This window comes from Halothermothrix orenii H 168, from assembly GCF_000020485.1.
Lineage (GTDB): Bacteria > Bacillota > Halanaerobiia > Halanaerobiales > Halothermotrichaceae > Halothermothrix > Halothermothrix orenii.
This window is the reverse complement of the sequence record NC_011899.1, coordinates 2,302,501-2,328,726: the sequence shown is the minus strand read 5'-3', so window position 1 is coordinate 2,328,726 and position 26,226 is coordinate 2,302,501. Positions and strand designations below refer to the sequence as shown.

Annotated in this window: 25 protein-coding genes (1 of these 25 only partly in view); 21 read left to right on the top strand and 4 right to left on the bottom strand. The window is 39.8% G+C overall.

The genetic code is table 11. The features are described 5' to 3' along the window. Nucleotides 1-121: 121 nt before the first annotated feature. Complete coding sequence (cax, locus tag HORE_RS11080) at nucleotides 122-1,171, top strand: calcium/proton exchanger (protein ID WP_015923853.1); 1,050 nt, start codon at nucleotides 122-124, stop codon at nucleotides 1,169-1,171. Nucleotides 1,172-1,177: 6 nt separating this feature from the next. On the opposite strand, the gene HORE_RS11075 is transcribed toward cax, so the two are convergent. Further along, nucleotides 1,178-1,723 (bottom strand): L,D-transpeptidase, encoded by a 546-nt coding sequence (locus tag HORE_RS11075; protein WP_015923852.1) that lies wholly within the window; start codon nucleotides 1,721-1,723, stop codon nucleotides 1,178-1,180. 262 nt (nucleotides 1,724-1,985) lie between these two features. Between HORE_RS11075 and HORE_RS12575 the strand changes: the two genes are divergently transcribed. From HORE_RS12575 to purR, 4 genes are all read left to right on the top strand, one after another. Then, nucleotides 1,986-2,831 carry an endonuclease/exonuclease/phosphatase family protein gene (locus HORE_RS12575; RefSeq protein WP_015923851.1) on the top strand — a complete coding sequence of 282 codons (846 nt, stop codon included), beginning with the start codon at nucleotides 1,986-1,988 and terminating at the stop codon, nucleotides 2,829-2,831. A 113-nt stretch (nucleotides 2,832-2,944) separates the two neighbouring features. After that, the gene (ispE, locus tag HORE_RS11065; RefSeq protein ID WP_015923850.1) at nucleotides 2,945-3,808 is read left to right on the top strand and encodes a 4-(cytidine 5'-diphospho)-2-C-methyl-D-erythritol kinase; all 864 of its coding nucleotides are present in this window, start codon (nucleotides 2,945-2,947) and stop codon (nucleotides 3,806-3,808) included. A 209-nt stretch (nucleotides 3,809-4,017) separates the two neighbouring features. Further along, nucleotides 4,018-4,773: a nucleotidyltransferase family protein gene (locus HORE_RS11060; protein WP_015923849.1), complete on the top strand. Its 756-nt coding sequence runs from the start codon at nucleotides 4,018-4,020 to the stop codon at nucleotides 4,771-4,773. Between the two features lie 24 nt (nucleotides 4,774-4,797). After that, complete coding sequence (purR, locus tag HORE_RS11055; RefSeq protein WP_015923848.1) at nucleotides 4,798-5,613, top strand: pur operon repressor; 816 nt, start codon at nucleotides 4,798-4,800, stop codon at nucleotides 5,611-5,613. On the opposite strand, the gene HORE_RS11050 is transcribed toward purR, so the two are convergent. The 3 genes from HORE_RS11050 to HORE_RS11040 all read right to left on the bottom strand — a co-directional run bounded on the left by HORE_RS11050 (nucleotide 5,610) and on the right by HORE_RS11040 (nucleotide 9,042). Then, entirely contained in the window at nucleotides 5,610-6,101 is a 492-nt protein-coding gene (locus HORE_RS11050) for a hypothetical protein (RefSeq protein ID WP_015923847.1), read from the bottom strand. The genes purR and HORE_RS11050 overlap by 4 nt on opposite strands. A gap of 2 nt (nucleotides 6,102-6,103) precedes the next feature. After that, nucleotides 6,104-7,636, bottom strand: a complete 1,533-nt coding sequence (locus HORE_RS11045; protein WP_015923846.1) for a GGDEF domain-containing protein — start codon at nucleotides 7,634-7,636, stop codon at nucleotides 6,104-6,106. 323 nt (nucleotides 7,637-7,959) lie between these two features. Further along, on the bottom strand, nucleotides 7,960-9,042 hold the full coding sequence (locus HORE_RS11040) for a PRK06851 family protein (protein WP_015923845.1): 1,083 nt from the start codon (nucleotides 9,040-9,042) through the stop codon (nucleotides 7,960-7,962). Nucleotides 9,043-9,207: 165 nt separating this feature from the next. Here HORE_RS11040 and HORE_RS11035 point away from each other — a divergent pair, with 165 nt between their 5' ends. From HORE_RS11035 to HORE_RS10960, 16 genes are all read left to right on the top strand, one after another. Next, a complete protein-coding gene (locus HORE_RS11035; RefSeq protein ID WP_015923844.1) occupies nucleotides 9,208-9,588 on the top strand; it encodes a MerR family transcriptional regulator in 381 nt (126 codons plus the stop codon). Beyond that, nucleotides 9,588-10,913 (top strand): type I glutamate--ammonia ligase, encoded by a 1,326-nt coding sequence (glnA, locus tag HORE_RS11030; RefSeq protein ID WP_015923843.1) that lies wholly within the window; start codon nucleotides 9,588-9,590, stop codon nucleotides 10,911-10,913. Before HORE_RS11035 ends, glnA begins: the two co-directional genes overlap by 1 nt. Nucleotides 10,914-10,938: 25 nt before the next feature. Further along, nucleotides 10,939-11,496 (top strand): ECF transporter S component, encoded by a 558-nt coding sequence (locus HORE_RS11025; protein WP_015923842.1) that lies wholly within the window; start codon nucleotides 10,939-10,941, stop codon nucleotides 11,494-11,496. Further along, nucleotides 11,468-12,514 (top strand): AIR synthase family protein, encoded by a 1,047-nt coding sequence (locus tag HORE_RS11020; RefSeq protein WP_015923841.1) that lies wholly within the window; start codon nucleotides 11,468-11,470, stop codon nucleotides 12,512-12,514. Before HORE_RS11025 ends, HORE_RS11020 begins: the two co-directional genes overlap by 29 nt. 30 nt (nucleotides 12,515-12,544) lie before the next feature. Beyond that, on the top strand, nucleotides 12,545-12,802 hold the full coding sequence (spoVG, locus tag HORE_RS11015) for a septation regulator SpoVG (RefSeq protein ID WP_015923840.1): 258 nt from the start codon (nucleotides 12,545-12,547) through the stop codon (nucleotides 12,800-12,802). Between the two features lie 137 nt (nucleotides 12,803-12,939). After that, nucleotides 12,940-13,791, top strand: coding sequence for a 3'-5' exonuclease family protein (locus HORE_RS11010; RefSeq protein WP_041606706.1), 852 nt, complete (start codon nucleotides 12,940-12,942; stop codon nucleotides 13,789-13,791). A 4-nt stretch (nucleotides 13,792-13,795) separates the two neighbouring features. Next, entirely contained in the window at nucleotides 13,796-15,166 is a 1,371-nt protein-coding gene (gene glmU, locus HORE_RS11005; protein ID WP_015923838.1) for a bifunctional UDP-N-acetylglucosamine diphosphorylase/glucosamine-1-phosphate N-acetyltransferase GlmU, read from the top strand. Continuing rightward, nucleotides 15,166-16,110 carry a ribose-phosphate diphosphokinase gene (locus tag HORE_RS11000; RefSeq protein ID WP_015923837.1) on the top strand — a complete coding sequence of 315 codons (945 nt, stop codon included), beginning with the start codon at nucleotides 15,166-15,168 and terminating at the stop codon, nucleotides 16,108-16,110. Before glmU ends, HORE_RS11000 begins: the two co-directional genes overlap by 1 nt. 98 nt (nucleotides 16,111-16,208) lie before the next feature. Continuing rightward, a complete protein-coding gene (locus HORE_RS10995; protein WP_015923836.1) occupies nucleotides 16,209-16,865 on the top strand; it encodes a 50S ribosomal protein L25/general stress protein Ctc in 657 nt (218 codons plus the stop codon). A 74-nt stretch (nucleotides 16,866-16,939) separates the two neighbouring features. Further along, nucleotides 16,940-17,503, top strand: coding sequence for an aminoacyl-tRNA hydrolase (pth, locus tag HORE_RS10990; protein ID WP_015923835.1), 564 nt, complete (start codon nucleotides 16,940-16,942; stop codon nucleotides 17,501-17,503). A gap of 61 nt (nucleotides 17,504-17,564) precedes the next feature. Then, nucleotides 17,565-21,077, top strand: coding sequence for a transcription-repair coupling factor (gene mfd / locus HORE_RS10985; RefSeq protein WP_015923834.1), 3,513 nt, complete (start codon nucleotides 17,565-17,567; stop codon nucleotides 21,075-21,077). A 176-nt stretch (nucleotides 21,078-21,253) separates the two neighbouring features. Continuing rightward, the gene (gene spoVT, locus HORE_RS10980) at nucleotides 21,254-21,811 is read left to right on the top strand and encodes a stage V sporulation protein T (protein ID WP_015923833.1); all 558 of its coding nucleotides are present in this window, start codon (nucleotides 21,254-21,256) and stop codon (nucleotides 21,809-21,811) included. Nucleotides 21,812-21,957: 146 nt separating this feature from the next. Next, nucleotides 21,958-23,577 (top strand): putative polysaccharide biosynthesis protein, encoded by a 1,620-nt coding sequence (locus tag HORE_RS10975; RefSeq protein ID WP_015923832.1) that lies wholly within the window; start codon nucleotides 21,958-21,960, stop codon nucleotides 23,575-23,577. Nucleotides 23,578-23,580: 3 nt separating this feature from the next. Beyond that, the gene (gene mazG / locus HORE_RS10970) at nucleotides 23,581-24,378 is read left to right on the top strand and encodes a nucleoside triphosphate pyrophosphohydrolase (RefSeq protein ID WP_015923831.1); all 798 of its coding nucleotides are present in this window, start codon (nucleotides 23,581-23,583) and stop codon (nucleotides 24,376-24,378) included. 19 nt (nucleotides 24,379-24,397) lie between these two features. Continuing rightward, nucleotides 24,398-25,564 (top strand): D-alanyl-D-alanine carboxypeptidase family protein, encoded by a 1,167-nt coding sequence (locus HORE_RS10965; protein WP_015923830.1) that lies wholly within the window; start codon nucleotides 24,398-24,400, stop codon nucleotides 25,562-25,564. A gap of 195 nt (nucleotides 25,565-25,759) precedes the next feature. Beyond that, nucleotides 25,760-26,226, top strand: the beginning of a protein-coding gene (locus HORE_RS10960; RefSeq protein ID WP_015923829.1) for a SpoIID/LytB domain-containing protein. The gene runs 484 nt beyond the window's last position; the window shows 467 of its 951 coding nt (coding positions 1-467); it begins with the start codon at nucleotides 25,760-25,762; its stop codon lies off the right edge, out of view.

Genomic DNA, 26,226 nt, shown 5'->3' with positions numbered 1-26,226 from the left:
TTTTAAACACAACCTTTTTTCAGGTGATTTATACCTGGAATAAAGGGTTGTGTTTTTTTATTTATTTCATATTAATTAAATGTTTTTTAGGAATAATAGATAATTGAGGTGGTTTATATACATGAAGATATTTAAATATTTGCTTATTTTTGTACCCGTCAGCTGGGGTACTTATTTTTTAAGGGGTAATTCCCTGGGTACATTTATAACTTCAGCGCTGGCCATTGTTCCCCTGGCATTTATTATATCCAGGAAGACGGACAGGCTAAGGTCATATCTGGGGAGTAGCTGGGGAGGGTTAATAAATGTAACCTTTGGTAATGCCACCGAATTAATAATATCCCTTTATGCCATAATTGACAGGTTGTTAAATGTAGTCAAGGCCAATATAACGGGATCTATTGTCATGAATCTCCTGCTTGTTTTAGGACTAAGCTTTTTTACCGGCGGTCTGAAACATAGAAAACAGACCTTTGACAAAGTCCTGGCCATAGCCAATGGCACAATGCTTATGCTGGCCGTTATTGGAATGCTAATCCCTGCTATTTTTTATTTTGCTTCTCCGAATATAAAGACCCTTGTTCTTGGAAAGTTAAGTTTAGGGGTGGGGGCAGTACTTTTTGTTACCTATATGGCCAGTCTTTACTATACCCTGGTAATTCATGAAAATGAAAAAAAGGAATCCCACCGACAAATAAAAAAAAGCCCGGGACGGGGTAGTGTTATGCGTGAGGCCTTTATTCTTTTTCTGGTGACCAGTTTAGTGGCTGTAGAAGCTAACATCCTGGTAGGTTCTATTACTATTATCCAGAAAAAGTTTAATATTTCTCCTGTCTTTATCGGGGTTATAATACTTCCCATTATTTCCAATGTGGCTGAAAACCTCACTGCCATTACCATGGCCCGGGAGAACAAAATAGACCTTAGTATAAATATTGCTATTGGTTCAAGTATTCAGGTAGCCTTATTCTTGGTCCCCTTATTAATTTTTATAAGTCACCTGATAAACCATCCCATGAATGTATTATTCAATCTTCTGGAGGTTAGTTCTATTGGTTTATCAGTTCTGGCTATAAATATTGTTTATCTCCAGGGTGAGTCGAACTGGTTTGAAGGATTACAGTTATGTGCAGCTTACCTTATAATTGCCATTGCTTTTTATTTCGCCTAAATGTGGTTACCTGACCGGTATTTTTAGTTTTTGACCCGGGTAAATAAGGTTATTGTTCAGGTTGTTATACTTTTTAAGTCTATCAACAGTAACATTATACCGGTGGGCAATCTTCCAGAGGGAGTCGCCTCTCTTTACAGTATAGATAAAATAGGACCTGTTAGTGTTGCTATGTTCTCTAGAATTGCCCGTTCCTGGTGGAGATATGAAAGAAAAATTTTTTCTGATAATTACCGGGGTCCCAACGGAAACATAATCATAAAGCTCTTCCACATCACGATTATACATACGGACACAGCCATTGGATACAGCCTGGCCGATTAACCAGGGTTTATTGGTCCCGTGGATACCATGTTGCTGCCAGGTAAACTGGAGCCATCTTGTTCCCAGGACCCCACCCGGGTTTTTTATTTTGTTTAGAACCTTGAAATCACCGACCGGTGTCGGGGTAGATGGTTTTCCAATTGCTACAGGGTATGTAGCGATAATACTTCCATTATTTTTTAATATTAACCGCCTGGTGTTCAGTTCAATATAAATTTGATAGGCCATAAAAGATACCACCCTCCTCTAATTTCTTACTATAAGCTTCTTGCATAATTAATCGGGGCCGTCAACGGTCCCACTACAGTTTTTGCTACAATTCCAACCTGTTCGTGTTTCTTTAAAATTAATTATGCAATAAAAGTAGATCATAAAAAGACCTTATATATTTAAGTTATTCAGTTAGGAGGAAAAAGTGCTAGATACCTGTTGCTTACATTTGTAACAAAACACTAACTCATGTTATAATAGTAACAGGAGGGTCTGTGTTATGAGACAGCCAGAGTTGATCATTGGACTGATAATCATAATTTTAATACTGTCAGGGGTTAGCATCTATTTCATATATAAGTATAATTACCAGAACAGGACTGTAGAAGTATTTTCACAAATAAATACACCCCTTCGGAGAGAAAATTTAGTTATAACCCTTTACAATATTCATCATGGGGTAGGGATAGATGGGCGGTTAGATTTGGACAGGATAGCCAGAGTTCTGAAAAAAACAGACTCAGATATAATAGGCCTTAATGAAGTTGACCGGGGGCTAAAGAGGTCAGGTTTTCAACATCAGGTCCAGATTCTGGCCCGAAAATTAAAAATGAATTATGCCTATGGACCGAACTTACAAACTGGTGAGGGGAGTTATGGTAATGCAGTATTATCAAAATATCCTATAAGTGAAGTTATCAATAAACCCCTTCCGGTGATAGACAGTACAGAAAAAAGAGGGTTGCTCCAGGCAATAGTTTCCCTGCCGGGAGGTCCAGAGTTAAAGATAATGGTTACCCACCTTTCGACAGACTTTAAAGAAAGGGAGCAACAGTTAAAGTGGATTAATGAATATACCAATAATATAGAGACTCCCTTTATTTTAATGGGTGATTTTAACCAGAGGATTCCTGCCATCAACCTGGAGGGATTATACCCCCTGGCAACTAATGTTAAGACCTATCCATCTACCGCTCCAGAGGAATTAATAGATTTAGTATTTTCAAATTATAATTTCAGGGTTGAGGAGTATACCATAGACACGATGGCTTCAGACCATTTACCGGTAATTGTTAAATTGCCTGCTTTCCCGTTGCATAACATTCCACTAACGGGGACAGGATAAATATAACACTTTAAAATATCCGGGGCCTTAGTCTGGGGATTTTATTTTTCTTTTATTAATGGTATAATTAAAATTAAGGAATTAGATCGAAAATATCGGTAAGGGGAAGATTTATGGAAGAGGTTGTCATTAAGGCTCCGGCTAAAATCAATTTATGTCTTGATATAAAAGGCCTCAGGGAAGATGGTTACCATGAAGTAGACATGATTATGCAATCTATTGCCCTTTATGATAGACTTCATCTTCAAAAGAGCGGGGATGGAATTAAAATATCAACTAACTCTGACAGGGTTCCAACCGGCAGGGAGAATCTGGCCTATAAGGCTGCCGAACTCATACTCGATGAGGCCGGGCTACATAACGGGGTCAATATACATATTGAAAAAAATATACCTGTCGCGGCTGGCCTGGCAGGAGGCAGTACAGATGCAGCAGCTGTCCTTAAAGGTATTAACCAATTGTATGGGTTAAATTTCAGTTATAATAGACTGGTGTCAATGGCCAGAAAACTGGGCTCGGATGTCCCCTTTTGTTTACAGGGGGGTACCGCCCGGGCAACCGGCAGGGGAGATTATTTAACTCAGCTTGACGATTTACAGAAAACTTACCTTGTGGTGGTAACCCCACCGGTGGCCTTGAGTACAGCTTATATTTATAGTCAGTATGATAAAAATCCATTTTCAGGCAGTATTCCGGTAACCCGTTTTGTAAATTTAATATCAAATAATAAAAAAATAACCTGGGAAGAGGGATGGTATAATGTTTTAGAACCTGTTTCGATAAAGGAGACCTTTGATATAAAGGAAATAAAGTCCCTTTTAGAGGACAGAGGGGTCCGTCTGTCATTAATGTCCGGGAGTGGTCCCAGTGTTTTTGCCATAGTAGATAGTTGGGATAAGGGATGTGAAATCAAAGAATCCTGGCCACGTCGGGGGGATTTTGTTCATCCCACCTGGACCCTAAAGAAGGAATTTTAATTTCTTTAAGGAACAATATATATATTGGTTTTATTTGTCTATTTTTATTTGTTTGTCATTGATATATCTTATTAATTATTTTCTTTTATTACTGGTTTTCTGGTCGCAAACCGGGTTAGGTTTTTAATGATGTATCTTGTTTATTTTATTTAATGATTTTATTTGAGACATAATTAAATTTTTAAGGGTTGTGGCAGGGGGGAAGGAAAATGACTGTTGACGTTTTAATACTGGCTGGGGCACCTAATAAAGGAGCACTTAAAAAAATAACTCCTGAGGAACATGAAGCTTTAATAAAAATAAAAGATATGCCAATGGTCGAGTATGTCATTAAAGCTGTAAACAGGGCAACCCACACCGGTAAAGTGGTTGTAGTGGGTCCGCGGGAGCAACTTGAAGAATATGTTAATGAAAAAATTGATTTAATTGTAGATTCAGGCGACTCCCTGGTGGAAAATATTCAAAAAGGGTTTGAGGTATTAGATACCAGTAATCTTGTTTTATTAATGACTTCAGATATCCCTTTAATTACTGAAGATGTCATCGATGAGTTTATATTATCCTGTAACAATGAAGAGGCAGATATCTATTATCCCATTATACCTAAAGAAAAAAATAAAGCTAAGTATCCCAATGTAAAAAGAACCTATGTTCATCTGGTTGAAGGGACTTTTACCGGAGGAAATATGGTGTTAATTAAACCGACGGTCTTACAAAATTCAATTGATTTATTAAGAAAAGCTGTTTTATGGCGGAAAAAACCCTGGAAATTAAGCCAGATTCTTGGTATGAAGTTTATCTTTAAGTTTTTAATGGGTAACCTTTCTATAGAAGAAATACAGGAACGGGTTAAAGAGATTACAGGATATAAAGGAGTCGGTATGATTACTGAACACCCTGAGATAGGATTTGATGTCGATAAACCAAGTGATCTAAAATTAATGAGGGATAAATATATATTATAAAAATTGCAGACTTGGGGGGAAAACATGGAGGATTTCAAAAGAACCGAACGGCTTACAGCCCTGACCCAGATATTAGTAGACAACCCATATACTCTGTTTCCTTTGCGGGGTTTTACAGAACGATTTCAGGTTGCCAAATCAACCCTCAGCGAAGATGTTTCTATTATTAAATCAGTGTTTAAGAGGTTAAACCTCGGTAGAGTAGAAACCGTTACCGGGGTAGCAGGTGGAATAAGGTATATTCCTTATATTAAAGAAGATGAGGAAAAAGAGATGTTAACCCAGATTGCCAGTGAATTATCCCGGGGAGAGAGGATACTCCCCGGTGGGTTTATTTATATGACTGACTTAATATTCTCGGCAGATATTGCCTGGAGAGTTGGGAAAATATTTGCCAGTAAATTTATAGATAAAAGACCCGATTATATAATTACGATAGAGACCAAGGGTATCCCTATCGCCATGATGACAGCCCGTGCCTTTAATGTTCCCCTTGTAACTATCCGCCGCAATACCAGGGTTACCGAGGGGTCGGTTGTTACCATAAATTATGTCAGCGGGTCTTCGGGGAAAATACAGACCATGTCCTTATCACGGCGGGCCCTTCCGGAAGGATCTAAAGTTGTCTTCATTGATGATTTTATGAAGGCCGGTGGTACCGCCAAAGGTGTATTGGAGTTAATGAAGGAATTTAAGGTTGAAGTGGCCGGGGTCGGTGTTCTGGTAGAAACCGCTCATCCCGGTGATAAGTTAATAGATGATTATCTCTCTTTACTATTACTGGAAAAGGTTGATGAAAGAAATAAAAAGGTAGTAATCAGACCCAGTCATCAAGCTTAATATCTTTTGCTTTTTAATTGACGGTGTACTTCTTCTTTAATTTCATTAATGGTATGGGGATGGACAAGTTTGTAAGCGGTCATTCTGGTATAAGTCTGACTATCTATTTTCCCTACATAGACCATTTTTTCAAGTAAAGGAATACGGAATTTATCCCTGGCCAGGTAGGCGACAAGCATGTCTCTGGAGTCAGGGGTTTTTAATATTATTTTAAGACCATTTATAGTGGGATAAACATGTGAAATAAATTCTTTTTCAATATACAAATCATCAAGGGATGAATTAATTATTAACGGGTTATTGGTTGGCAGGGTAACAAAATATATTATTTCTTCAAAAGAATATTTAAGGTCATCAAGGGTATAATTATATTTATGCAGAATTTTTGTGGTAAAACGCTTTAGATATGTAAAATAAAAATATTTGCTGGCCCCGATGACTATAGCTAAAAATATACTTATGTTTAACAAAGCCAGTAATACCTTCATAGCTATACCCCCTGACTAAAGAATTCTATCCTGTTTTTCCCATTGTTTTTTGCCTTATAAAGGGCCTGGTCAGCTTTATCCAGCAGGTCTTTAACCTCCTGGCTATCATCAGGAAAGATAGCCAGTCCCAGGCTTACAGTCAACCGCCCCCCTGGCTGGACATCTTCATTATAAAAGGGGGTTTTTTCTATATTTTTTCTAATAGTTTCGGCCAGGTTGTAGGCCTCGTCCCTGGTTGTATCGGGGAATAACACAGCAAACTCTTCACCGCCAAACCGGCAGGGGACATCTTTTTTCCTGATACTTTTCTTTATAATATCAGTTAATCGACTAAGGGCTGTATTACCGGCAAGATGGCCATTAACATCATTATAATTTTTAAAATTATCTATATCCATTATTAATATAGATAGGTGACGGTTTTTCTCCCGGGCTGTTTTAAAGTATTTGTCAATTACCTCGAGGAAATAACGCTGGTTATAAAGGCCTGTTAAACCATCGGTGATGGCCATCTTCTGGGTCTTGTTATAGAGATTGGCATTGTCTATAGCCATGGCGGCCTGGATGGCAAGAGGGGTAATACTATCCAGGTCTTTTACCGTTATCGGTTTATGGTTGACAATATTATCTATAATAATGGCACCAACGGGTTTCCCCTGGTTTATCAGGGGGATGACAGCAAATTCACTCATGCCAAAATAACTGGCCAGCCTGACCTGGACGGGATCATTACCATCAATACTTTTAATGATGATTGGTTTTTGATATTTAATTGCTTCGGCCAGAACACCCCCCTGGCTGGAAGGATTCAGGGGAATTTTTAATGACTGGACCAGATCATTTAATGTTTTATCCTTCAATCGTGCCTTTTCCTTTAAGCCGATAAAGTCTTTCATGTTCATTTTGGCAGCTACTACATTTTCCCATATCTCATAACCCTCGACCTTATTCATAGGTCCTATCCCAAATTTCCCTTCAAGATATTTTTCGTCCCGGGATACCAGAAGAAGAATGGCCCTGTTAAAACCGAGTCCATAACCGGCTGTAATAGCGGTAAGAATAATATGAAGGAGTTTGTCCAGCTTTAATGTACTCTGGAGGGCTGTGCTTATTTCCCGAAGTATATTTAATTCCTTGGCCTGCTGATATAGCTGCTTTTGCCAGGACGCCTTTTTTAATATGCTGGTATGGATATAATCTGAGTATTTGCCGGTCACAGCACCCATGATAATATAGCCAGCGAAAAGATAGATATTAAGACCGGTCTCAGGTGGGGATTGAAGATATGTAAATATTATACTTATCAGAGCTGCTATAAGCCCCCCTTTAACAAAAAAGGAAATTGAGGCCAGATAAATAAAAACAAAAAAAAGCCAGTTGGTCAGGGGGCTTTTGAGGATGATATAGTTGATTTCAATTACCATTAGACATCCTGCCAGTAAAATAATTTTGTTGGTTTTTAATTTGCAAAAGAACCGGTAATAACCTGTGGTAATGGCGATGAGAACTGTGAGAAAAATAAGGCAATAGGACATCTTGAAGCCCCCTCTGTATTCATATAGTTGTATAAGTAAATGTTACATAGGTAATATACTGATATATAAACGAATAGATATGTTGCTATCAAAAGGATTCATTAAAATATTAAATTTTAATTTTTTATTTTATAATTCTTTAATAGCTATAAAAATTCCTTCTTTTTACCTAATTAAGCAAATTTGATGCAAAGATTTTAGCCAAATTGATCTGGTATTAGCTAATTAGGTTAGATGTTACGGTCCGAAAGAGTATAAAAACCATAAAAAGATTATTAGATTATCAAAGCTTTTCTGTTAATTGTTTTTGTGTTAATTATTAATTATCCTTTAAGGATTTTTTTCATTATTTGCTGGCGTTTTTCTTCAACTTTATTGAAATCCATTGCTTCTATGTAATATTGCTCCAGCGAGTCGTGGTTCTGTTTAGCTTTTTTTAAATTCTTGAAGGCCTTATTCATGGTACTGGAAAATTCCTTTTTGATTTCATCTATTTCAGTTGAGTACTGGGCCAGGGTCTCCGGTATAAGACAACCTGCCATGTCAATTAACTCATCATCTGTTGAGGCTGGTTCAATGTTATGGGGTTCATTGCCGTTTATTATAGCAAGGTTCAGGTCAGGGATGACTACCCCATCAATACTGTCAGGGTTAAAACCATTATGGAGGTAGAGTACAAAATAACCTCTTTGCTGAATTGTCTGGCCGGCCCTCTTAATCAAAGTAGACTTTCCATTGCCGGGTTTCCCTTTAATAATATACCTGGTCTTTAGACCTTCAGTTATATTTTCCAGATAACTTACTGAGCCCTGGGGAGTAATAGCATTTCCAAATAAATGTCTTTCCGGGCCCGGTTTACCGGCTGGTCCTTTAATTATACCCTTTAAAACTTTATCCAGTAACCTGTTGGCTTTTCCTGTATCCAGGGCATCGATGTAAATGTTTTTTAATTCATCATAAATACTTTTTGCCCTTTCCAGGTATAAATAAGTTTTATTAAATAGATTGGTAATAGTATTGGTCAGTCTGGTTATTTCTTTTTTATGGTTTTTTAAGTAATTACTGTCCCAGTATTCACCAAGGTAAATGATTTCTTCCCTTGCCCCGGGATAGACAGGGTCTACTATATGGGGGGCTGTACCATCCAGAATAGCTGCTTTTAAAGCAGGAATAACAACCCCATCCAGGGACTTTTTGTCAGATGAGCACCAGTGAAATTCTACATTAAATCCTTTATCAATCATTTCATAACCAATTCTTTTCATAAAGGTAGATTTACCGGTCCCGGGTCCCCCTTTAATAATGAAAACACTATCTGCTTTATAGGGGAGATACTTATAAAAGGAGTAAAAACCCTTATAGGTATTCCCGCCAGGGAAAAAATTTGTAATTTTACCTTTTTCCATTTCAAACCACTCCTTTATAAAAGGCAGCTCTTTTTGCCCTAATAATATGTTATGTATTGGGCACCGGAAATGTGCCAGTCCAGTTTTATAATAAAAACCTTACATGAAGTTGACATACAATCTGATTTATAATATAATTTTACATAATATAAGGGGGATGAATAGATGATGAAAGGCAAAAAGGATATACCTATGAGGATTGTTAAAGAAAGGACCGGTTTAACTTCAAGGCAGATACGGTATTATGATGAGATGGGGTTGGTTTTCCCGGAAAGAACCAGGGGGAACCAGCGGCTTTTTTCAGAAGAAGATATTGACAGGTTAAAAAAAATTAAAAAACTCCTTGAAGAAGGTTATACTATAGCTGCAATAAAAGAAAAACTGACCCCGCCTCCGCCGGTTAAAGGTAATCCTGAGGATGTTACTTTAGATCCGGTCTTTGATAAGCTTAACAAAAATCCCCTGTCATCACTCTATCCTGTTTCTAACAGGTATAAGCTAAATAAGATTCTTGGAAAAAAGAAAGAATTAAAGGAGGAAAAATAATGTCATTAACCAGGCAGGAAGTATTAAAGAAGGCAGAAGAGCTGAATGTAAAATTTATTCGACTCCAGTTTGTTGATATTTTAGGGACGATTAAAAATGTGGCTATTACTGTAGAACAGCTACCGGATGCCCTGGACGGGAAAATAATGTTTGATGGATCTTCAATAGAGGGTTTTACCAGGATTCAGGAATCAGATATGTACTTAAAACCGGATTATGATACCTTTACTATTTTCCCCTGGCGTCCCCGTGAAGGTGCTGTAGCCAGATTGATGTGTGATATCTATACCCCGGACGGAGAGCCCTTTGCCGGATGTCCCCGGAGCACCCTTAAAAAAGTTATTGATGAGGCCCGGGAGATGGGATATGAAATGTTTGCCGGACCGGAGCCTGAGTTTTTTCTGTTTGAGAGGGATGAAAAGGGCCATCCAACAACTATTACCAATGATAAAGGTGGTTATTTTGATTTGTCACCCCTGGATATGGGGGAGAATGCCAGGCGGGATATTGTACTGGCCCTCGAACAGATGGGATTCGATGTTGAGGCTTCTCATCATGAAGTTGCTCCCGGCCAGCATGAAATTGACTTTAAATATACTCCAGTTCTAAGGACAGCTGATAACATAACCACTTTTAAATTTGTTACCAAAGCTATTGCCCTCAACCATAATTTACATGCCACTTTTATGCCGAAACCCATTTTTGGTGAAAATGGATCCGGAATGCATGTCCACCAGTCCCTGTTCAAGGATGGGGAAAATGCTTTTTATGAACCTGATGATGAACTGGGATTATCAAAGATAGCCTACCATTATATTGGAGGTGTTTTAAAACACGCTCCCGCCATAACTGCTATAACTAATCCAACTATTAATTCCTATAAAAGACTTGTTCCTGGCTACGAAGCCCCGGTTTATATCTCCTGGTCTGCCCAGAACCGGAGTGCCCTGATCAGGGTGCCATCAGCCCGGGGTAATGGTACCAGAATTGAGCTCAGAAATCCCGATCCCTCGGCCAACCCCTACCTGGCCATGGCTGTAATGTTAAAAGCCGGTCTGGATGGTATAAAAAACGAGATAGATCCGGGAGAGCAGACCCTTGATGATATTTTCTCCATGTCAGATGAAGAGCGAAAGGCAAGGGGAATTGAAAGCCTGCCAGGTAATATAATGGAGGCTGTCAATAACCTGAAAGAAGATAAGTTAATAAAAGAAACTCTGGGAGAACATATATTTAATCATTTTGTGGAAGCTAAAGAAATAGAATGGGCTGTTTATCGAACCCAGGTTCATCAGTGGGAACTGGAGCAATACCTATCTTTCTAAAATATACGACCAGGGAGGGTAAGTTATGCCTGACAGAAGAATAGTTAAAGAGTTGAGGAATTTAGAACCGGGGAATCTGTCAACCCGTACTTTATCATATCTGGCTTTGTTTGTTGCCTTTACTGCTGTAGCCACTTATTTACATGTTCCCGGACCATCCCAGTCATATTTTAACCTTGGTGAAGTCGCTATATATTTTATAGCCCTTGTCTTTGGCCCCAGGGCTGCTGGCATTGCAGGTGCAGCCGGTTCTGCCCTGATGGATATGATTTTAGGTTACTATATATGGGCTCCCTTTACCTTCATTATTAAGGGAGTAGAAGGGTATGTAGTGGGTCGGTTCGGTAGTACTGATAGCTGGGTTAAGAGCATAGTGGCGGTATTAATAGGTGGTCATATTATGATTGCTGGTTATGCTATAACCAAAGGTTTTTTAATAAGCTGGGCTGCTATAATACCTGAACTGGGAATTGATTATGCCCAGATGTTAATCGGGGCTGTTATTGCTATCCCCTTTGCTCACAATATAAATAAGTTTATAGGAAGTGACAGTGATGAAAATCGGAAAGATTCCAAAAAATAAACTGGAAAGTTTAATTATAAATAAAATTAAATACCATCATAAAGATGTGCTTGTTCATTCTGGAATAGGGGAAGATAGTGCGGTAGTGGATTTCGGGGATGAGGTGTTAGTTATTTCTTCAGACCCTATAACCGGAGCTGTAAATAAGGCCGGTTATCTGGCTGTTCATGTAGCCTGTAATGACCTGGCTTCCTGTGGGGCCCGACCGGTAGGTATCCAGGTTGTGTTGCTCTTGCCTCCTGCTACAGAAGAAATTATGGTAGGTAATATAATGGAAGAAATAACCAGAGCAGCTGCTTCTATTGAGGTTGAAGTTATCGGAGGGCATACTGAAATATTATCAAAGGTTACAGAACCTATTATAACAGTTACCGCTATTGGAAAGGCTCCCAGGGATAAATATATTACTACTGGAGGGGCCCGGCCCGGGGATGAGCTGATAATAACCAAGGGACTAGGAATTGAAGGTACTTTTATTTTAGCCAGTGACTATGCTGAATTGTTGAAGGACAGGGGGGTACCCCCTGAAATCATAGAACGTGGCCAGGAATATATAAGCAAATTGAGTGTCCTTGAGGAAGGTCTAATTGGTGCCGGGCTTGGAGTTCACGCCATGCATGATATAACCGAAGGTGGTTTGTACGGGGCCCTTGATGAAATGGTTACCGCTTCAAAAGCTGGATTTAGAATTAAAAGGAGCCAATTTCCTGTTAACCCTGAAACTGATATAATTTGCAAAGCCCTGGACTTAGACCCGGCTGGTTTAATTTCTTCTGGAAGTATGTTAATTGCTGCTCCCGATGGGGGTAAGCTGGTGGATAAACTTGCCCGGGCCGGAATTAAAGCTTCAATTATTGGTGAGATTACCGAAGAAGGCTGTTTAATCGAGGATGAAAACGGAGAATTCGAGGAGTTATCGGGTGAAATAAAAGATGAATTATGGAGTTTTATGGAAAAAATTAATATTTTGCTTGACGGTTGCCTCAAATTCCAATATAATATAACCATTAGAATTTAAAAATTTACCAAAATAAGGTGGTGGCTTTCTTTGGAAATTACTGAAGTAAGGATTTATCCCTTTGACAGTGAGGGGGCAACCAGGGCTTTTGCCAGTATTACCTTTGATAACTCTTTTGTTGTCAGGGACATAAGGGTGGTGGATGGCAAAAAGGGTTTATTTGTCTCCATGCCGGCCAAAAAGACCCCGAAGGGTGAATTTAAAGATATCTGTCACCCGATTACAAATGAGTTACGGGAAACAATCCAGAAGACAATTCTGGACAAGTATGAACAGGAGATAGCCTGAGTTGATGACTGAAAAACGGCGGAATTTGCTTCCGCCGTTTTTATATGGTAAATATAAAGGGTTAAACCTTGACAAAACAGGTTTTCTCTGTTATACTTCTTACGGTTAAGGTTATATTTAAAATAGAGGGAAGTTATATGAAACCATATTTAGTTCCAGAAGACCTTTACCAGCATAAGCTTGCCGTTATTTTAGGCCGTGGTAAGAGGTTAAAAAAAATATTACAACATTATCCAACTGAAAAGAAATTTAAACAGGCTTCAATCAAAGAGATTGCTTCTGTTCTGGGTATTAAAAATCTAGAATGTGGTATCATTAAAAAACTGAAGAAACTAGACAAAACCTATGACCGCCTGATTACCTTTTCATCTAATAAGAACTGGAGTAAAACTCCCGAAGCGAAAAAGGTTATGGGTATAGATACAGAATATTTAAAGAGCAACCTTGACTGTATCCAGTATGTGACCATGGAAGGTTTTGAAGTGACTTCATGTGGTATGATTTTTACAAATAATGACCTGGCCCATTCAGTCAACCCTGAAGAGGGGATTGATTATTTAAGAGAGGTTATTTATGATTTTGAGCCCGAAATAATTGTCGGGCATAATTTTAATTCTGATATAAAAGTAATGGAAAGGGCTTACGGTAGCCCTATACCGGAGCTATATAACTTTGATGATACTATGGAATTGATGAAAAGGAGCAATCTTGCCAATATTATCGGTGGTTCAAGCTTAAATAAGGCCATTAAGCGGGTTTTTAAACAGGATGTTATCGGCCTTTTTAGTGCTTATAAAGATATTAATTTACTTGTTGAATATGGAATCAAAGATGCTCTCTTTCCACTTTTGATCCGGTATTATACAATTAATGGTAGTTTGCCCGCTATGTCAATTGGCCTTAAAATACAACACCTTATTAAGGAAAAGAACAGGGAAATTATTAATAATGATTCTTTTACAATTAATCTGGAAAAGGTAGGGGGCTGAATTGATGGAATCTCAGGTATTAACTATAATTCTCGCCGCCGGCAAAGGAACAAGAATGAAATCCGGGCTGGCTAAAGTTTTGCATCCTGTTGCTGGAAAACCCATGATCAGCCACGTGATTAATAGTGCTTCTCCAATCAGCTCTTCTGTTGTGGTGATAGTGGGGTACCAGGGTGATAAAGTAAAAGAGACCCTGGGTACAGGCTATACATACGTTCGCCAGGAAGAACAGCTGGGGACCGGCCATGCGGTTTTACAGGCTAAAAAGTTAATCAAAAAACATCAGGGGCAGGTCCTGATTCTCTGTGGGGATACCCCGTTATTAAGAGAAAAAACTTTAAGTGAACTGGTAGATGCCCAGAGAGAAACCGGGGCTGGAGTGGCTGTATTAACAGCCGATATAGATAACCCCCGGGGTTATGGGAGAATTATCAGGAATGAGGCCGGAAACCAGATAATAAAGATAGTTGAGGACTCTGATGCCAGTGATGAAGAAAGACTGGTCAATGAAATTAACAGTGGAGTTTATTGTTTTGACAGCAACCAGCTCAGTGAGGCTCTGGAAAACTTAACAAATGATAATGCCCAGGGTGAGTATTATCTTACTGATACTATTGCTTATTTGAGAAATAAAGGGGAGGTAGTAGTCCCCGTTAAAGTTGATGATTCCCGGGAGATTATTGGCGTAAATGACCGGAGAAACCTGGCTAGGGCTGAGAGGGTTTTAAGAAACAGGATTATAAATTATCACCTGGCCAATGGTGTCAGTATTATTGACCCTGACACCACTTATATTGATAGTACTGTTGAAATTGGACAGGATAGTGTTATTTATCCTTTTACTTATATAGAAGGAAGAACACGAATTGGCTCAGAAGTGGTTGTCGGCCCCCATTCACATTTAATAAATGCTGAAATTGGAGATAGAAGTAAACTCCTCGATTCTACTGTTATTAAAGATAGCAAAATAGGGGAAGATACCAATATTGGTCCCTTTGCCTATATAAGGCCTGGCTGTCAGATTGCCAGTGGGGTTAAGGTTGGGGATTTTGTTGAATTAAAAAAAGCAAAGATCGGGGAAAATACCAAAGTTCCTCATTTGAGTTATGTAGGGGATGCTGAAATAGGGGAAAATAGTAATATTGGAGCCGGTACAATATTTGCAAATTATGATGGGAAGAAAAAGCATAAAACAAAAGTGGGTAATAATGCCTTCATCGGGAGTAATACAACCTTGATTGCTCCAGTAACGGTTGGAAACAGGGGAAAAACAGGGGCCGGTGCTGTTGTGACTAAAGATGTCCCCGGAGGGGTAACAGTGGTCGGTGTACCTGCTCGTAAATTTAAAAAGGATAACATTGAGGGGGATAAATAATGTCTACTTATGGAGATAAGTTGAAGATTTTTACCGGCAATGCTCACCGCAAATTGGCTGAAGATATCTGTGAATGTCTGGGTACCGAACTTGTTAGTTCAGAGGTCAATAGGTTTAAAGATGGTGAAATATCAGTAAAAATTGAGGAAACAGTCCGTGGGGCAGATGTTTTTGTTATTCAACCTACCTGTCCTCCTGTTAATGAGAATTTGATGGAATTACTGGTAATGGTAGATGCTTTAAGAAGGGCTTCAGCCCGGAGAATTACTGCTGTTGTTCCGTATTATGGTTATGCCAGACAGGACCGGAAAGCCCGTCCCCGTGATCCCATTACGGCTAAACTGGTAGCAAATCTGATTACTACAGCTGGAGCCAGAAGGCTGCTTTCTATAGATATGCATGCCCCCCAGATTCAGGGTTTTTTTGATATTCCTGTTGACCACCTTTATGCTGCCCCGATTATGGTTGACTATTTTAAAAAGAAAAATATAGAGAATATGACTGCTGTTGCTCCAGATGTCGGTGCTGTTAAAAGGGTTCGTTCTTTTGCCCAGGCCCTTAATATTCCCATGGCCATTATTGATAAAAGAAGACCAAAGCCCAATGTGGCCGAAGTCCAGCATGTTATCGGGGATGTAGAAGGAAGAAATGTTATTCTCTTTGATGATATTATCGATACCGCCGGTACAATCGTTGAGGCTGCCCGGGTTTTAAAAGAAAAAGGAGCTGCCAATGTCTTTGCCTGCTGTACTCATGCCCTGTTTTCTGGGCCGGCTGAAGAGAGGCTGAAAAATGCTCCATTAAAGGAGATTATAGTTACTGATACCATCCCCCAGAAGGATAACAGTCTCGATAACTTAAAAATATTATCAGTGGCTCCGCTCCTGGCTGAAGCCATTGACCGAATCTATAAAGACCTGTCTGTATCAGTTTTATTTCATTAATATGGTACTTGTTTAACTTCAAACAGGATGTTATAATATTTTTCAGTAAAAAATCTGACTGACACTCAATATAAAATTGAAAAGGAGAGGATAGTCAAATGGAAAGGTATAATTTAAAAGCAGAGGTGAGAAAGGATACTGGTAAAGGTGTTGCCCGTAAGTTAAGAAGAAATGGCTTAATTCCGGGGGTAATATATGGTAAAACCCGCAAACCCCAGCCTCTGGCAGTAGATGCTAAAGACCTTAATAAGGTTGTTGGTGGTAATGCTATTTTAGATATGACTCTGGTTGATGGTGACAAAGAGGAAAAAGAAACTGCAGTAGTAAAGGACTTACAGAGAGATCCGGTTCAGGGAAATATTCTCCATGTTGATTTTCAGCATATTTCTATGACTGATAAGCTTACTGTTTCTGTTCCGGTTCATATTGTCGGTAATGCCAGGGGTGTTGTTGCTGGAGGTGTTTTACAGCAGTTAGCCAGGGAAATTGAAGTTGAATGTTTACCAACCGATATTCCTGATGAAATAGAGGTTGATATTACTGACCTTGGACTGGGGGATTCACTGTCTGTAGGTGATATAGAACCCCCTGCAAACACCGATTTCATTACTCCTGAAGACGAAGTAATAGTTACCATTGTTGCTCCATCTGAGGCTGTTGAGGAAGAAGTGCCTGCAGAAGATGAAGAAATTATGCCTGAACCTGAAGTAATTGGTGAAGAAGATGAAGGTGATGAAGAGGAGCCTGAAGAATAAAATAGCATAAAAGTACTTAAAAGCGTAATCCGGGTGTCCGGATTGCGCTTTAAGTATAACCTGGAGGGGTAACAATGTATCTGGTGGTTGGTCTGGGAAATCCAGGTGATAAGTATGCTGAAACCCGTCATAATATCGGGTTTCAGGTTATAGAAAGGCTGGCCAGAAAACATAAAATTAAGGCTAAAAATTACCCCAAATTTGAGGCCCTGTGTGGGAGAGGGATGATAAGAGGCCAGAAAGTTATGCTGGCACAGCCCCTTACCTATATGAATAACAGTGGTCGGGCTGTGAGAAAAATTATTGATTATTATGACTTTTCTCTGGATAATATAATTATAATTTATGATGACCTGGATTTGCCGCCCGGTAAAATCAGGATAAGGAAAAAGGGAAGTAGTGGGGGCCATAATGGCGTAAAATCTATAATTAATTGTCTTGATACCAGAGAATTCCCCCGGATAAGGATAGGGATAGGTCGCCCTCCTGCGGGGGTAAATGTCGTTGATTATGTGCTGGGGTATTTTAGTTCTGAAGACAGTGAAGTAATGTCAGATGTGCTGGATACTACCGTAGAGGCTGTGGAAACCATTTTAGAAAAAGGGCTGGAACAGGCCATGAATATTTTTAACTCATAGGTCCGTGCTTTATGGCGGGGGCCCTTTTGGCATTTATTATATATTTTCAGGGAGATGTTTTATGAAATTATCAGATCTGCTATTATCAAGCGAGAAGACGGAAAAAATAATGAAGGGTATTAATCAGGGGCAGAACCTGTTTATTGAAGGAATGCCGGGGAACCGGTTTGCTTTTATTACTGGAAATATATTACAGAAAATAGACAAAACGGTACTCATGGTAACATATGATACGGTACACCTCAACCGTTATTATGAAGACCTGATCCGGATGATGCCGGAGGAAAAGGTCTTACTCTATCCTGAATCAGAGGTTTTACCCCATGAGCAGATTGTACCTGATCTGGCTGAAACGGCCCAGAGGATTAGAGTATTACAGAGTGTTATTACAGATAAGAAACCCGCGGTTTTATTAACAACTGCTACAGCCCTGTTGAGAAAAATGATTCCTGTCAGTACTTTCAAAAAATATATTTTTTCATTACAGGTAGGTCAGGAAATAGATTTAAATAAATTTACGGAAAAGCTTAGAATATCAGGGTATAACCGGGTAGAGATGGTTGAAAACCCGGGAGAATTCAGTATCAGGGGTGGAATTATAGATATTTTTCCTTTATCGGTTAACAAACCCTTCCGGATAGAATTATTCGGGGATGAGATAGATACTATAAGGGAATTTGAACCTGCTACCCAGAGATCCCGGAGGAGTCTAGAAAAGGTCTTTATATCTCCAGCCCGGGAAATAATTGTTTCCCCCCGGCAGATTAAAAAAGCCATTCCGGCTATTAAATCTGATTTTAATGATACCATAAATACCCTGTATGAAAACAACTATAAAGAAGAGGGAGATTATCTAAGGGAAAAAAGGGATGAAAGCCTGGAGAAGCTGGCTGAAAGAGATGATTTTCCAGGCTCTGAACAGTTTTTACCCTATTATTATCCCGAACTTCACACTTTAATAGATTACCTGCCTGATGATTCTGTAATCTTTTTTGATCAGGCTGAAAAAACCTGGCAGAGGATAAAGGGATTTATAGATGAACTTCAGGAAACCCAGGCTACCTTACTGGAGCAGGGGAGTGTTCTTCCTACTTACCATAAAAACTTTCTGTCACGGGAAGCTTTACTTGATAAGCTTAAGGACTTTAATTTTGTTTATAGCAGCACTTCAATTAATGAAGAATTGTCCTGGGTTAAGGATTTTGAAAAGGTCTCTTTTACGACCCGGAGTGTTGAGCCCTATCACGGTAAGCTGGATTTATTTGCAGAGCGGGTCCGGGAATTGGTTGACACAGGATACCGGGTATTTGTTACTTTAAATTCAAGTAATAAGGCCAGGCGGGTGGTTAATTACCTTAAAGAGAACGAAATGGCTGTTGCTTTCAGGAGAGAGGAATTTTCCCGGGAACGGATAATTGTTATGCCGGGGAGTCTGTCTGAGGGTTTTATTATTGATGATATAAACCTGGCCCTTTTTACGGAAAAGGAAGTCCTGGGTAATCCCCAGAAAAAAAGGCGGCAGCTTAATGATATTGAAAACGGGGTAAAGATTTCCTCTATAGACGAATTACAGGTTGGAGACTATGTTGTTCATGAAAACCATGGAATAGGGAAATATCTCGGGGTAAAGACGCTGGCGGTACAGGGTCAGCACAAGGACTATCTGGTTTTAAAATATGCCGGGGAAGATAAATTATATGTGCCGACTGATCAGTTTAATCTGGTTCAGAAGTATATCGGGGCCGATAATAAACCCCCTAAATTATATAAACTCGGGGGAAATGACTGGAAAAAGGTTAAACAGAAGGTTAAGGAATCGGTTAAAGAAATGGCCATTGGCTTATTAGAACTTTATGCCGAGCGGGAAACAATAAAAGGCTATTCTTTTTCTGATGATACAGTCTGGCAGAAGGAATTTGAAGAGGCCTTTCCCTATGAAGAAACCCCTGATCAGTTAAAAGCCATTGAAGAGGTAAAAAATGATATGGAATCGGCGACCCCCATGGACCGGTTATTATGTGGGGATGTTGGTTACGGGAAGACCGAAGTGGCGATCAGGGCTGCTTTTAAGGCGGTAATGGACGGAAAGCAGACTGCTGTTTTAGTCCCGACAACTATTCTGGCCCAGCAGCATTATAATACCTTCAGTGAGAGAATGAAAAACTACCCCATTAATATTGAAATGATCAGTCGCTTTAAAACCCCGGCTGAGCAGAGGGAGGTCCTCAAAAAACTGGCCGCCGGGGAAGTAGATATTATTATCGGGACTCACCGTCTCCTTTCCAGAGATGTAGTTTTTAATGACCTGGGATTGTTAATTATTGATGAGGAACAGCGTTTCGGGGTATCTCATAAAGAAAAGATAAAGGACTTAAAAAGGAATGTCGATGTCCTGACCATGACGGCAACCCCGATCCCCCGTACCCTCCATATGGCTCTGGTTGGAGTCAGGGATATGAGTGTTATTGAGACCCCACCCGAGAACCGCTATCCCATTAGAACCTATATCAGAGAGTTTAATAAAGAATTGATCCGGGATGCGGTCAGAAAGGAATTGGGGCGGGAAGGTCAGGTATATTTTGTGCATAACAGGGTCGAAGATATCCAGGAACAGGCGACCATGATTAAAAAGCTGGTCCCTGAGTGCCGGGTGGCAGTTGCCCATGGTCAGATGAATGAACATAAACTGGAGCGGTTGATGCTTGATTTTTATAACCACCAGTACGATGTCCTGGTATGTACAACAATAATAGAAACTGGACTGGATATCCCCAATGTTAATACTATTATTGTCAACAGGGCCGATCAGATGGGATTGGCCCAGCTATATCAGCTTCGGGGGCGGGTTGGCCGTTCCAACCGGATTGCATATGCCTATTTGCTATATGAAAAAGACAGGGTTTTGCCTGAAGTAGCTGAAAAGAGGCTGCGGGCTATTAAAGAATTTACAAACCTGGGTTCAGGGTTTAAAATTGCCATGCGCGATCTGGAAATAAGGGGAGCTGGAAATTTACTGGGGCCCGAGCAGCATGGTCATATTGCTTCAGTAGGGTTTTCACTTTACTGTAAGCTTCTTGAAGGTGCTGTTGAAGAACTTAAGGGCAAAGAAAAAGATAAAGGAATTACCCGGGTTGAGATTGAACTGGATATTGATGCCTATCTTCCAGATGAATATATAACAGATTCCCGCCAGAAGATAGATATCTATAAAAAGATTATGGCCTTAAAGGATTTTGAAGAGGTAGAGGATATGATTGATGAACTTATTGATAGGTTCGGGGACCCACCTGAGCCTGTGCTAAATTTGCTGGGAATAAGTAAACTGAAGGTGAAGGCAAGTAAGCTGGGAATAGATAAAATATCCCGTAATAAAAAGTTTGTGGAGTTTCGTTTTATGAAGCCCGATTACCTCGATGGAGATAAAGTAGTTAAATTTGTAAAAAATCATTCCCGGAAGGTAAAAATTAAATCCGGTAAAAGGCCTGTTATTGCTTACCGTTTGTCCCCCGGGAGAACAACCATAAAAAGGCTTGAGAAGATCCTGTCTGAGTTAAAGGCTTCAATTACCATTTAATTGAAATAAGGGGTAGTATAAATTTACCTCAATTGGGAAAGCTATTCAATGTATTCCCTTCCTGAAGTTGTTAACTATAACTTGATTTACCAGAAACCTGAACTCTACCGGAAGGGAAGCCATTTCAGCCCAAGGGAGGTGAAAAAGCTGATTTTTAATAAATCAGCTGAGGTTTAATGAAAGCCACAGGTATAGTTAGAAGAATTGATGATCTGGGTAGAGTAGTAATACCAAAAGAAATAAGACGGACGATGAGAATAAGGGAAGGGGAACCATTAGAGATATTTGTTGACCGGGAAGGTGAGGTTATTTTAAAGAAATATTCCCCCATCGGGGAGTTAAGCGAGTTTGCCCAGGAATATGCTGATGCCCTGGCAGAAGAGACCGACCAGGCTGTGTTTATTTTAGATAGAGATGTAATCATTGCTGTTTCCGGGGTTTCCCGTAAGGTTTTTATGGACAAACAAATAAGTCCAGAAGCCGAAAAAGTGATGGAGGAACGACGGCCTAAATTATTTAATGATAAAGGTATAGAGGCATTTTGCAGTGAAGTCCCTGAAGGAGCTAATGATTATAATTTATCCTCTTCAGTACTGTCACCTATTATTGTAGAAGGGGACCCCATCGGGGTTGTTGTTATCAGCTCCAAGGGGGACGGGAAAGAAGTTGGAGAACTGGAACTGAAACTGGCCAACACGGCAGCATCATTTCTGGCTAAACAGATGGAGCAATAGTACTTATCCCCCTCGTAATGAGGGGGAGTATTTTAACATAATTGATGATAATCGATCCTGGCTTACTTATATTAGGCGTAAAGGGGATAAAAACTGGAATAAAGGTCAGGAACTGTATTTTCCGTCAGGCAGGAAGGATGTCGAATATGGTTGAAGATAAGGGGAAAAATTTTATCAAGGGTGCGGTAATCCTCAGTGCCGCTGGTCTAATATCTAAAGTAATGGGTTTTGTTTACCGGGTCATATTAACAAGGATAATCGGGGCTGAAGGGATGGGGTTATACCAGATGGCCTATCCCATTTATACTACACTTTTAGTAGTCTCCCGGTCCGGGATACCTGTTTCCCTTGCCAAGTTAATCTCGGGGAAGATTGCCCGGGGCCAGAAGAACGATGCCCTGAAAACCTTCAAAGTGGGTCGAAGCTTAAGTATTCTTATTGGCCTATTTTTTTCTATATTAATGATGGTTCTGGCCAGACCCCTTGTCAATATTCTGGAGTGGGATTCAAGGGCATATTATGCCGTTCTTGCCATTTCACCGGCTATCTTTTTCGTATCTATTATGGCAACCTATCGTGGTTTTTTTCAGGGGCTTCAAAATATGAAGCCAACTGCATATTCCCAGGTTATCGAGCAGTGGGTCAGGATGGTTACCATGATCTCCCTGGTATATTTTTTAGTGCCATATGGACTCGGGATTGCTGCTGCCGGGGCTACCTCGGGAGCAGTAACAGGTTCAATGGCTGGACTTTTGACATTAATTTATATATACTATAAAAAGAAAAAAGAAATATGGAATGGCATATCGATTAAAACTACCTATGCAGATGCGGTCAGGATCACAGGGGAAATTGCCAGATTAGGTATTCCTATTACCTTTGCAGCTTTAGTTCAACCATTAATGACTTTAGTGGATACAGTTATAGTTCCCCAGAGGCTTCAGGTAGCTGGGTATGCCGTGGAAAAGGCGACAGAACTCTTTGGTCAGCTCTCCGGGGTAGCCATGGTTTTAGTTAATTTTCCAACTATAATTACTATCTCTCTGGCAGCCAGCCTGGTACCATCTATATCGGAAGCCTATGCCCTGAAAAGGCATGATTTAATTGACCGTAGAACCAGAACAGCCCTGAGGTTAACTGTATTAATTGGGTTACCGGCAGCAGTCGGACTTTTTATTCTGGCCCGCCCCCTGACCGGAGTTATTTTTGGTGAGGCGGACGCAGCAATACCTCTGCGCATTGTTGGTTGGGGAGTAATCTTTATAGCCATACAACAGACTACTTCTGCTATCTTACAGGGTCTGGGTCAGACCGCTATTCCTGCCCGGAATTTATTAACAGGAGCGGTGGTTAATGCTTTAATTAATTACAGCCTTACAGCTTCACCCCGATTTGGAATAAAAGGGGCAGCCCTGGGGACGGTTACTGGATTTGCTGTTGCTGCCTTATTGAATTTAATATCTGTGAAGAAATTTACCGGTTTTAAAATTAAGATAAAAGAGCTTATCTTCAAACCAGTACTGGCTGTATTTTTAATGGCCGTTGCTGTTAACAGGGGCTTTGTGATTTTATTAAATCTTTTAGAGGGTATAACTGATTATAATTACCATATAGCTACATTTTTTATTGTATTTTTTGCTGTTATCATATATTTATTTTTCCTGTTATTATTTAATGAGATCAGGTATTCAGATGTGGCGATGATTCCCGGTTATGGGAAAAAAATTGCTGATAAACTTAAAAAAATTGGATTGCTGGGGGATTAAATTATGGAACAGGAGAGGTTAGCAGAAGAATTTATTAGATTAGTTAAGATCATGGAGAGATTACGGGGACCTGATGGCTGTCCCTGGGATAAAAAACAGGATTATTATACCCTTAAGCCCTATATTATTGAAGAGGCATATGAAGTTGTAGAAGCCTTACAGAAAGATGACCTGGAACTCCTTAAAGAAGAGCTAGGTGATTTATTACTTCAGGTGGTTTTTGAATCACAGATAGGGAAGGAAAAAGGGGATTTTAACCTGATAGATGTAATCAAAATTATTAGTGAAAAGTTAATCAGGCGTCATCCCCATGTTTTTGGAGATGAAAAAGTTAATACAGTGTCAGGAGTAAAGGTTAACTGGGAAAAAATTAAAAAACAGGAAAAAGAAAATAAGGGTAGGGAACAGACTTCAATCCTGGATGATGTCTCCAGGAGCCAACCGGCATTAAACCAGGCCTATGATATTCAGAAAAAAGCAGCAGAAGTCGGGTTTGACTGGGATAATATTTCTGATGTCGTCAGGAAAATAGAAGAAGAGCTGGCTGAGGTTAAAGAAGTAATCAAAACCAATGAGCATAAGGAGATTGAGGAGGAACTGGGTGACCTTATTTTTGCGGTTGTAAATCTATGCCGTTTTTACAGGATAAATCCAGAGGTTGCCCTGTTGCGAACCATACTTAAATTCAGGGACAGGTTCAAATATATTGAAAAAAGGGTTAGTGAAGAAGGAACCCTCTTAACAGATAAAACCCTTGAAGAACTGGATAGTTACTGGGAAGAGTCCAAAACAATGGAATAATAAAGGAGGATGTTGCCCAATGAAAAAGATAGCGACAACAGTAGCCATTATTATAGTTTCACTAATTCTTATGGTTAATAATGCCCGGGCCGGCGGGTTTGATATAGGAGTAGATGCTGCTATATTAATAGATGCGGAATCAGGACAGGTTCTTTATGAAAAAAATGCTGATAAAAAATTACCTCCTGCCAGTATTACAAAAATAATGACCCTTTTGTTGACTATGGAGGAAGTTGATAAAGGGAATATAAGCCTTGACAGTATGGTTACTGTAAGTCAGCTGGCAGAATCAATGGGGGGATCCCAGATTTATCTTGCCGCTGATACCAGACTGAAGCTCAGGGATTTATTAAAGGCAGTCACCATAGCATCAGCCAACGATGCTTGTGTTGCCGTTGCTGAGGCTGTGGCCGGTACAGAAGAAAACTTTGTCAGATGGATGAACAAACGGGCCCGCGAACTGGGAATGAAAAATACCCATTTTTCAAATACAACAGGCCTTCCTACTGATGGGGAACATTATACTACAGCCAGGGATGTTGCTATAATGGCCCGGGAACTTATTAAACACCCTCAGGTGTTAAAGTGGGCTTCTATCTGGGTTGACTATATTGATCTCCCCAATGGCCGGAAGGCAATGCTGACCAATACCAATCGTTTAATCAATGATTATCCAGGCATGGATGGATTGAAAACAGGGCATACCGATGCCGCTGGCTATTGCCTGGCAGCAACAGCCAGAAGGAATGGGATGAGGTTAATATCTGTTATCATGAAGGGTGAGACAGAACGGGAACGGGAGGAAGCAACAGCCAGGCTACTGGATTATGGTTTTAATTCATTTGAGAAATATATAGTTCTTAAAAAAGGCCATAAAGTTCATAACATAGAAGTACCCAATGGAACCAGGACTTCTACGGTAGCTGAAACGGCTAATGACCTGAAGGTTGTAGTTAAAAAAGGTGAAAAAGATTTATTGACCAAGAAGGTAGTTATTAATGAGCCCGTCGAAGCCCCTGTAAAAAAGGGAGATGTTCTGGGTAAAATTCAGGTTTTATATAAAGATCAGGTTCTAAGCCAGGTTAAACTCCTGGCGACTGAAGATATAGAGAAGGCAGGATTCCTTACCAGGTTGTGGCGCTCAATTGCAAGGTGGTTTCAAGAATTAATAAGTAATATTTTTTAACCAGACTTTTTAAACCGGGTTTTCCATAACAGATAGTTCGGACTGTAAAACTCATAAAGAACTGTATTTCAGAATGCCAGGGTTATAACCCTGGCATTTTTCATTACAGGCTGGTCTAATTAAAATAAGTATAAATTAATATTTTTATGGAAAAATAATAGAATAGAAATGAAATTCAAGGAGGTATTTTAACCTATGCCCAGTCAGTTTTACCGGCGAGTTATTGTTCTTATGGTTCTCTTTTTATCATTACTGGTTTTAACCCTGACAGGGTGTGAACAAAATCAGGACCAGGTAAAAGGGATCAGGGACAGGCAAAAGTTTGAATCCGAGCCCCGGATTACAGTTAAATTACCTGGTTTAACAAAAACAATGCCACTGGAACAATATGTGACCGGTGTGGTTGCGGGAGAGATGAAAAAGGACTGGCCCCAAAATGCCTATGGTGCCCAGGCGATTATTGCCAGGACCTTTGCTTTACAGTATATGGAGGCCAACAATACTGACACCATCAGTGGAGAGTTTGAGTATGCCCAGGAGTATAAGCCGGAAAATATTACAGAGACAATAAGGAAAGCTGTTGAGGAAACCAGGGGAGAAGTAGCCCTCTATAAAGATGACTATATTAAAGCCTGGTTTCATGCCAGTGCCGGTGGTCAGAC

Excerpts from the sequence above, each read along its gene's own strand:
- cax (WP_015923853.1), top strand. The coding sequence starts at position 122 with ATGAAGATATTTAAATATTTGCTTATTTTTGTACCCGTCAGCTGGGGT.
- HORE_RS11075 (WP_015923852.1), bottom strand. The coding sequence starts at position 1,723 with ATGGCCTATCAAATTTATATTGAACTGAACACCAGGCGGTTAATATTA.
- HORE_RS12575 (WP_015923851.1), top strand. The coding sequence starts at position 1,986 with ATGAGACAGCCAGAGTTGATCATTGGACTGATAATCATAATTTTAATA.
- ispE (WP_015923850.1), top strand. The coding sequence starts at position 2,945 with ATGGAAGAGGTTGTCATTAAGGCTCCGGCTAAAATCAATTTATGTCTT.
- HORE_RS11060 (WP_015923849.1), top strand. The coding sequence starts at position 4,018 with ATGACTGTTGACGTTTTAATACTGGCTGGGGCACCTAATAAAGGAGCA.
- purR (WP_015923848.1), top strand. The coding sequence starts at position 4,798 with ATGGAGGATTTCAAAAGAACCGAACGGCTTACAGCCCTGACCCAGATA.
- HORE_RS11050 (WP_015923847.1), bottom strand. The coding sequence starts at position 6,101 with ATGAAGGTATTACTGGCTTTGTTAAACATAAGTATATTTTTAGCTATA.
- HORE_RS11045 (WP_015923846.1), bottom strand. The coding sequence starts at position 7,636 with ATGTCCTATTGCCTTATTTTTCTCACAGTTCTCATCGCCATTACCACA.
- HORE_RS11040 (WP_015923845.1), bottom strand. The coding sequence starts at position 9,042 with ATGGAAAAAGGTAAAATTACAAATTTTTTCCCTGGCGGGAATACCTAT.
- HORE_RS11035 (WP_015923844.1), top strand. The coding sequence starts at position 9,208 with ATGATGAAAGGCAAAAAGGATATACCTATGAGGATTGTTAAAGAAAGG.
- glnA (WP_015923843.1), top strand. The coding sequence starts at position 9,588 with ATGTCATTAACCAGGCAGGAAGTATTAAAGAAGGCAGAAGAGCTGAAT.
- HORE_RS11025 (WP_015923842.1), top strand. The coding sequence starts at position 10,939 with ATGCCTGACAGAAGAATAGTTAAAGAGTTGAGGAATTTAGAACCGGGG.
- HORE_RS11020 (WP_015923841.1), top strand. The coding sequence starts at position 11,468 with ATGAAAATCGGAAAGATTCCAAAAAATAAACTGGAAAGTTTAATTATA.
- HORE_RS11010 (WP_041606706.1), top strand. The coding sequence starts at position 12,940 with ATGAAACCATATTTAGTTCCAGAAGACCTTTACCAGCATAAGCTTGCC.
- glmU (WP_015923838.1), top strand. The coding sequence starts at position 13,796 with ATGGAATCTCAGGTATTAACTATAATTCTCGCCGCCGGCAAAGGAACA.
- HORE_RS11000 (WP_015923837.1), top strand. The coding sequence starts at position 15,166 with ATGTCTACTTATGGAGATAAGTTGAAGATTTTTACCGGCAATGCTCAC.
- HORE_RS10995 (WP_015923836.1), top strand. The coding sequence starts at position 16,209 with ATGGAAAGGTATAATTTAAAAGCAGAGGTGAGAAAGGATACTGGTAAA.
- pth (WP_015923835.1), top strand. The coding sequence starts at position 16,940 with ATGTATCTGGTGGTTGGTCTGGGAAATCCAGGTGATAAGTATGCTGAA.
- mfd (WP_015923834.1), top strand. The coding sequence starts at position 17,565 with ATGAAATTATCAGATCTGCTATTATCAAGCGAGAAGACGGAAAAAATA.
- spoVT (WP_015923833.1), top strand. The coding sequence starts at position 21,254 with ATGAAAGCCACAGGTATAGTTAGAAGAATTGATGATCTGGGTAGAGTA.
- HORE_RS10975 (WP_015923832.1), top strand. The coding sequence starts at position 21,958 with ATGGTTGAAGATAAGGGGAAAAATTTTATCAAGGGTGCGGTAATCCTC.
- mazG (WP_015923831.1), top strand. The coding sequence starts at position 23,581 with ATGGAACAGGAGAGGTTAGCAGAAGAATTTATTAGATTAGTTAAGATC.
- HORE_RS10965 (WP_015923830.1), top strand. The coding sequence starts at position 24,398 with ATGAAAAAGATAGCGACAACAGTAGCCATTATTATAGTTTCACTAATT.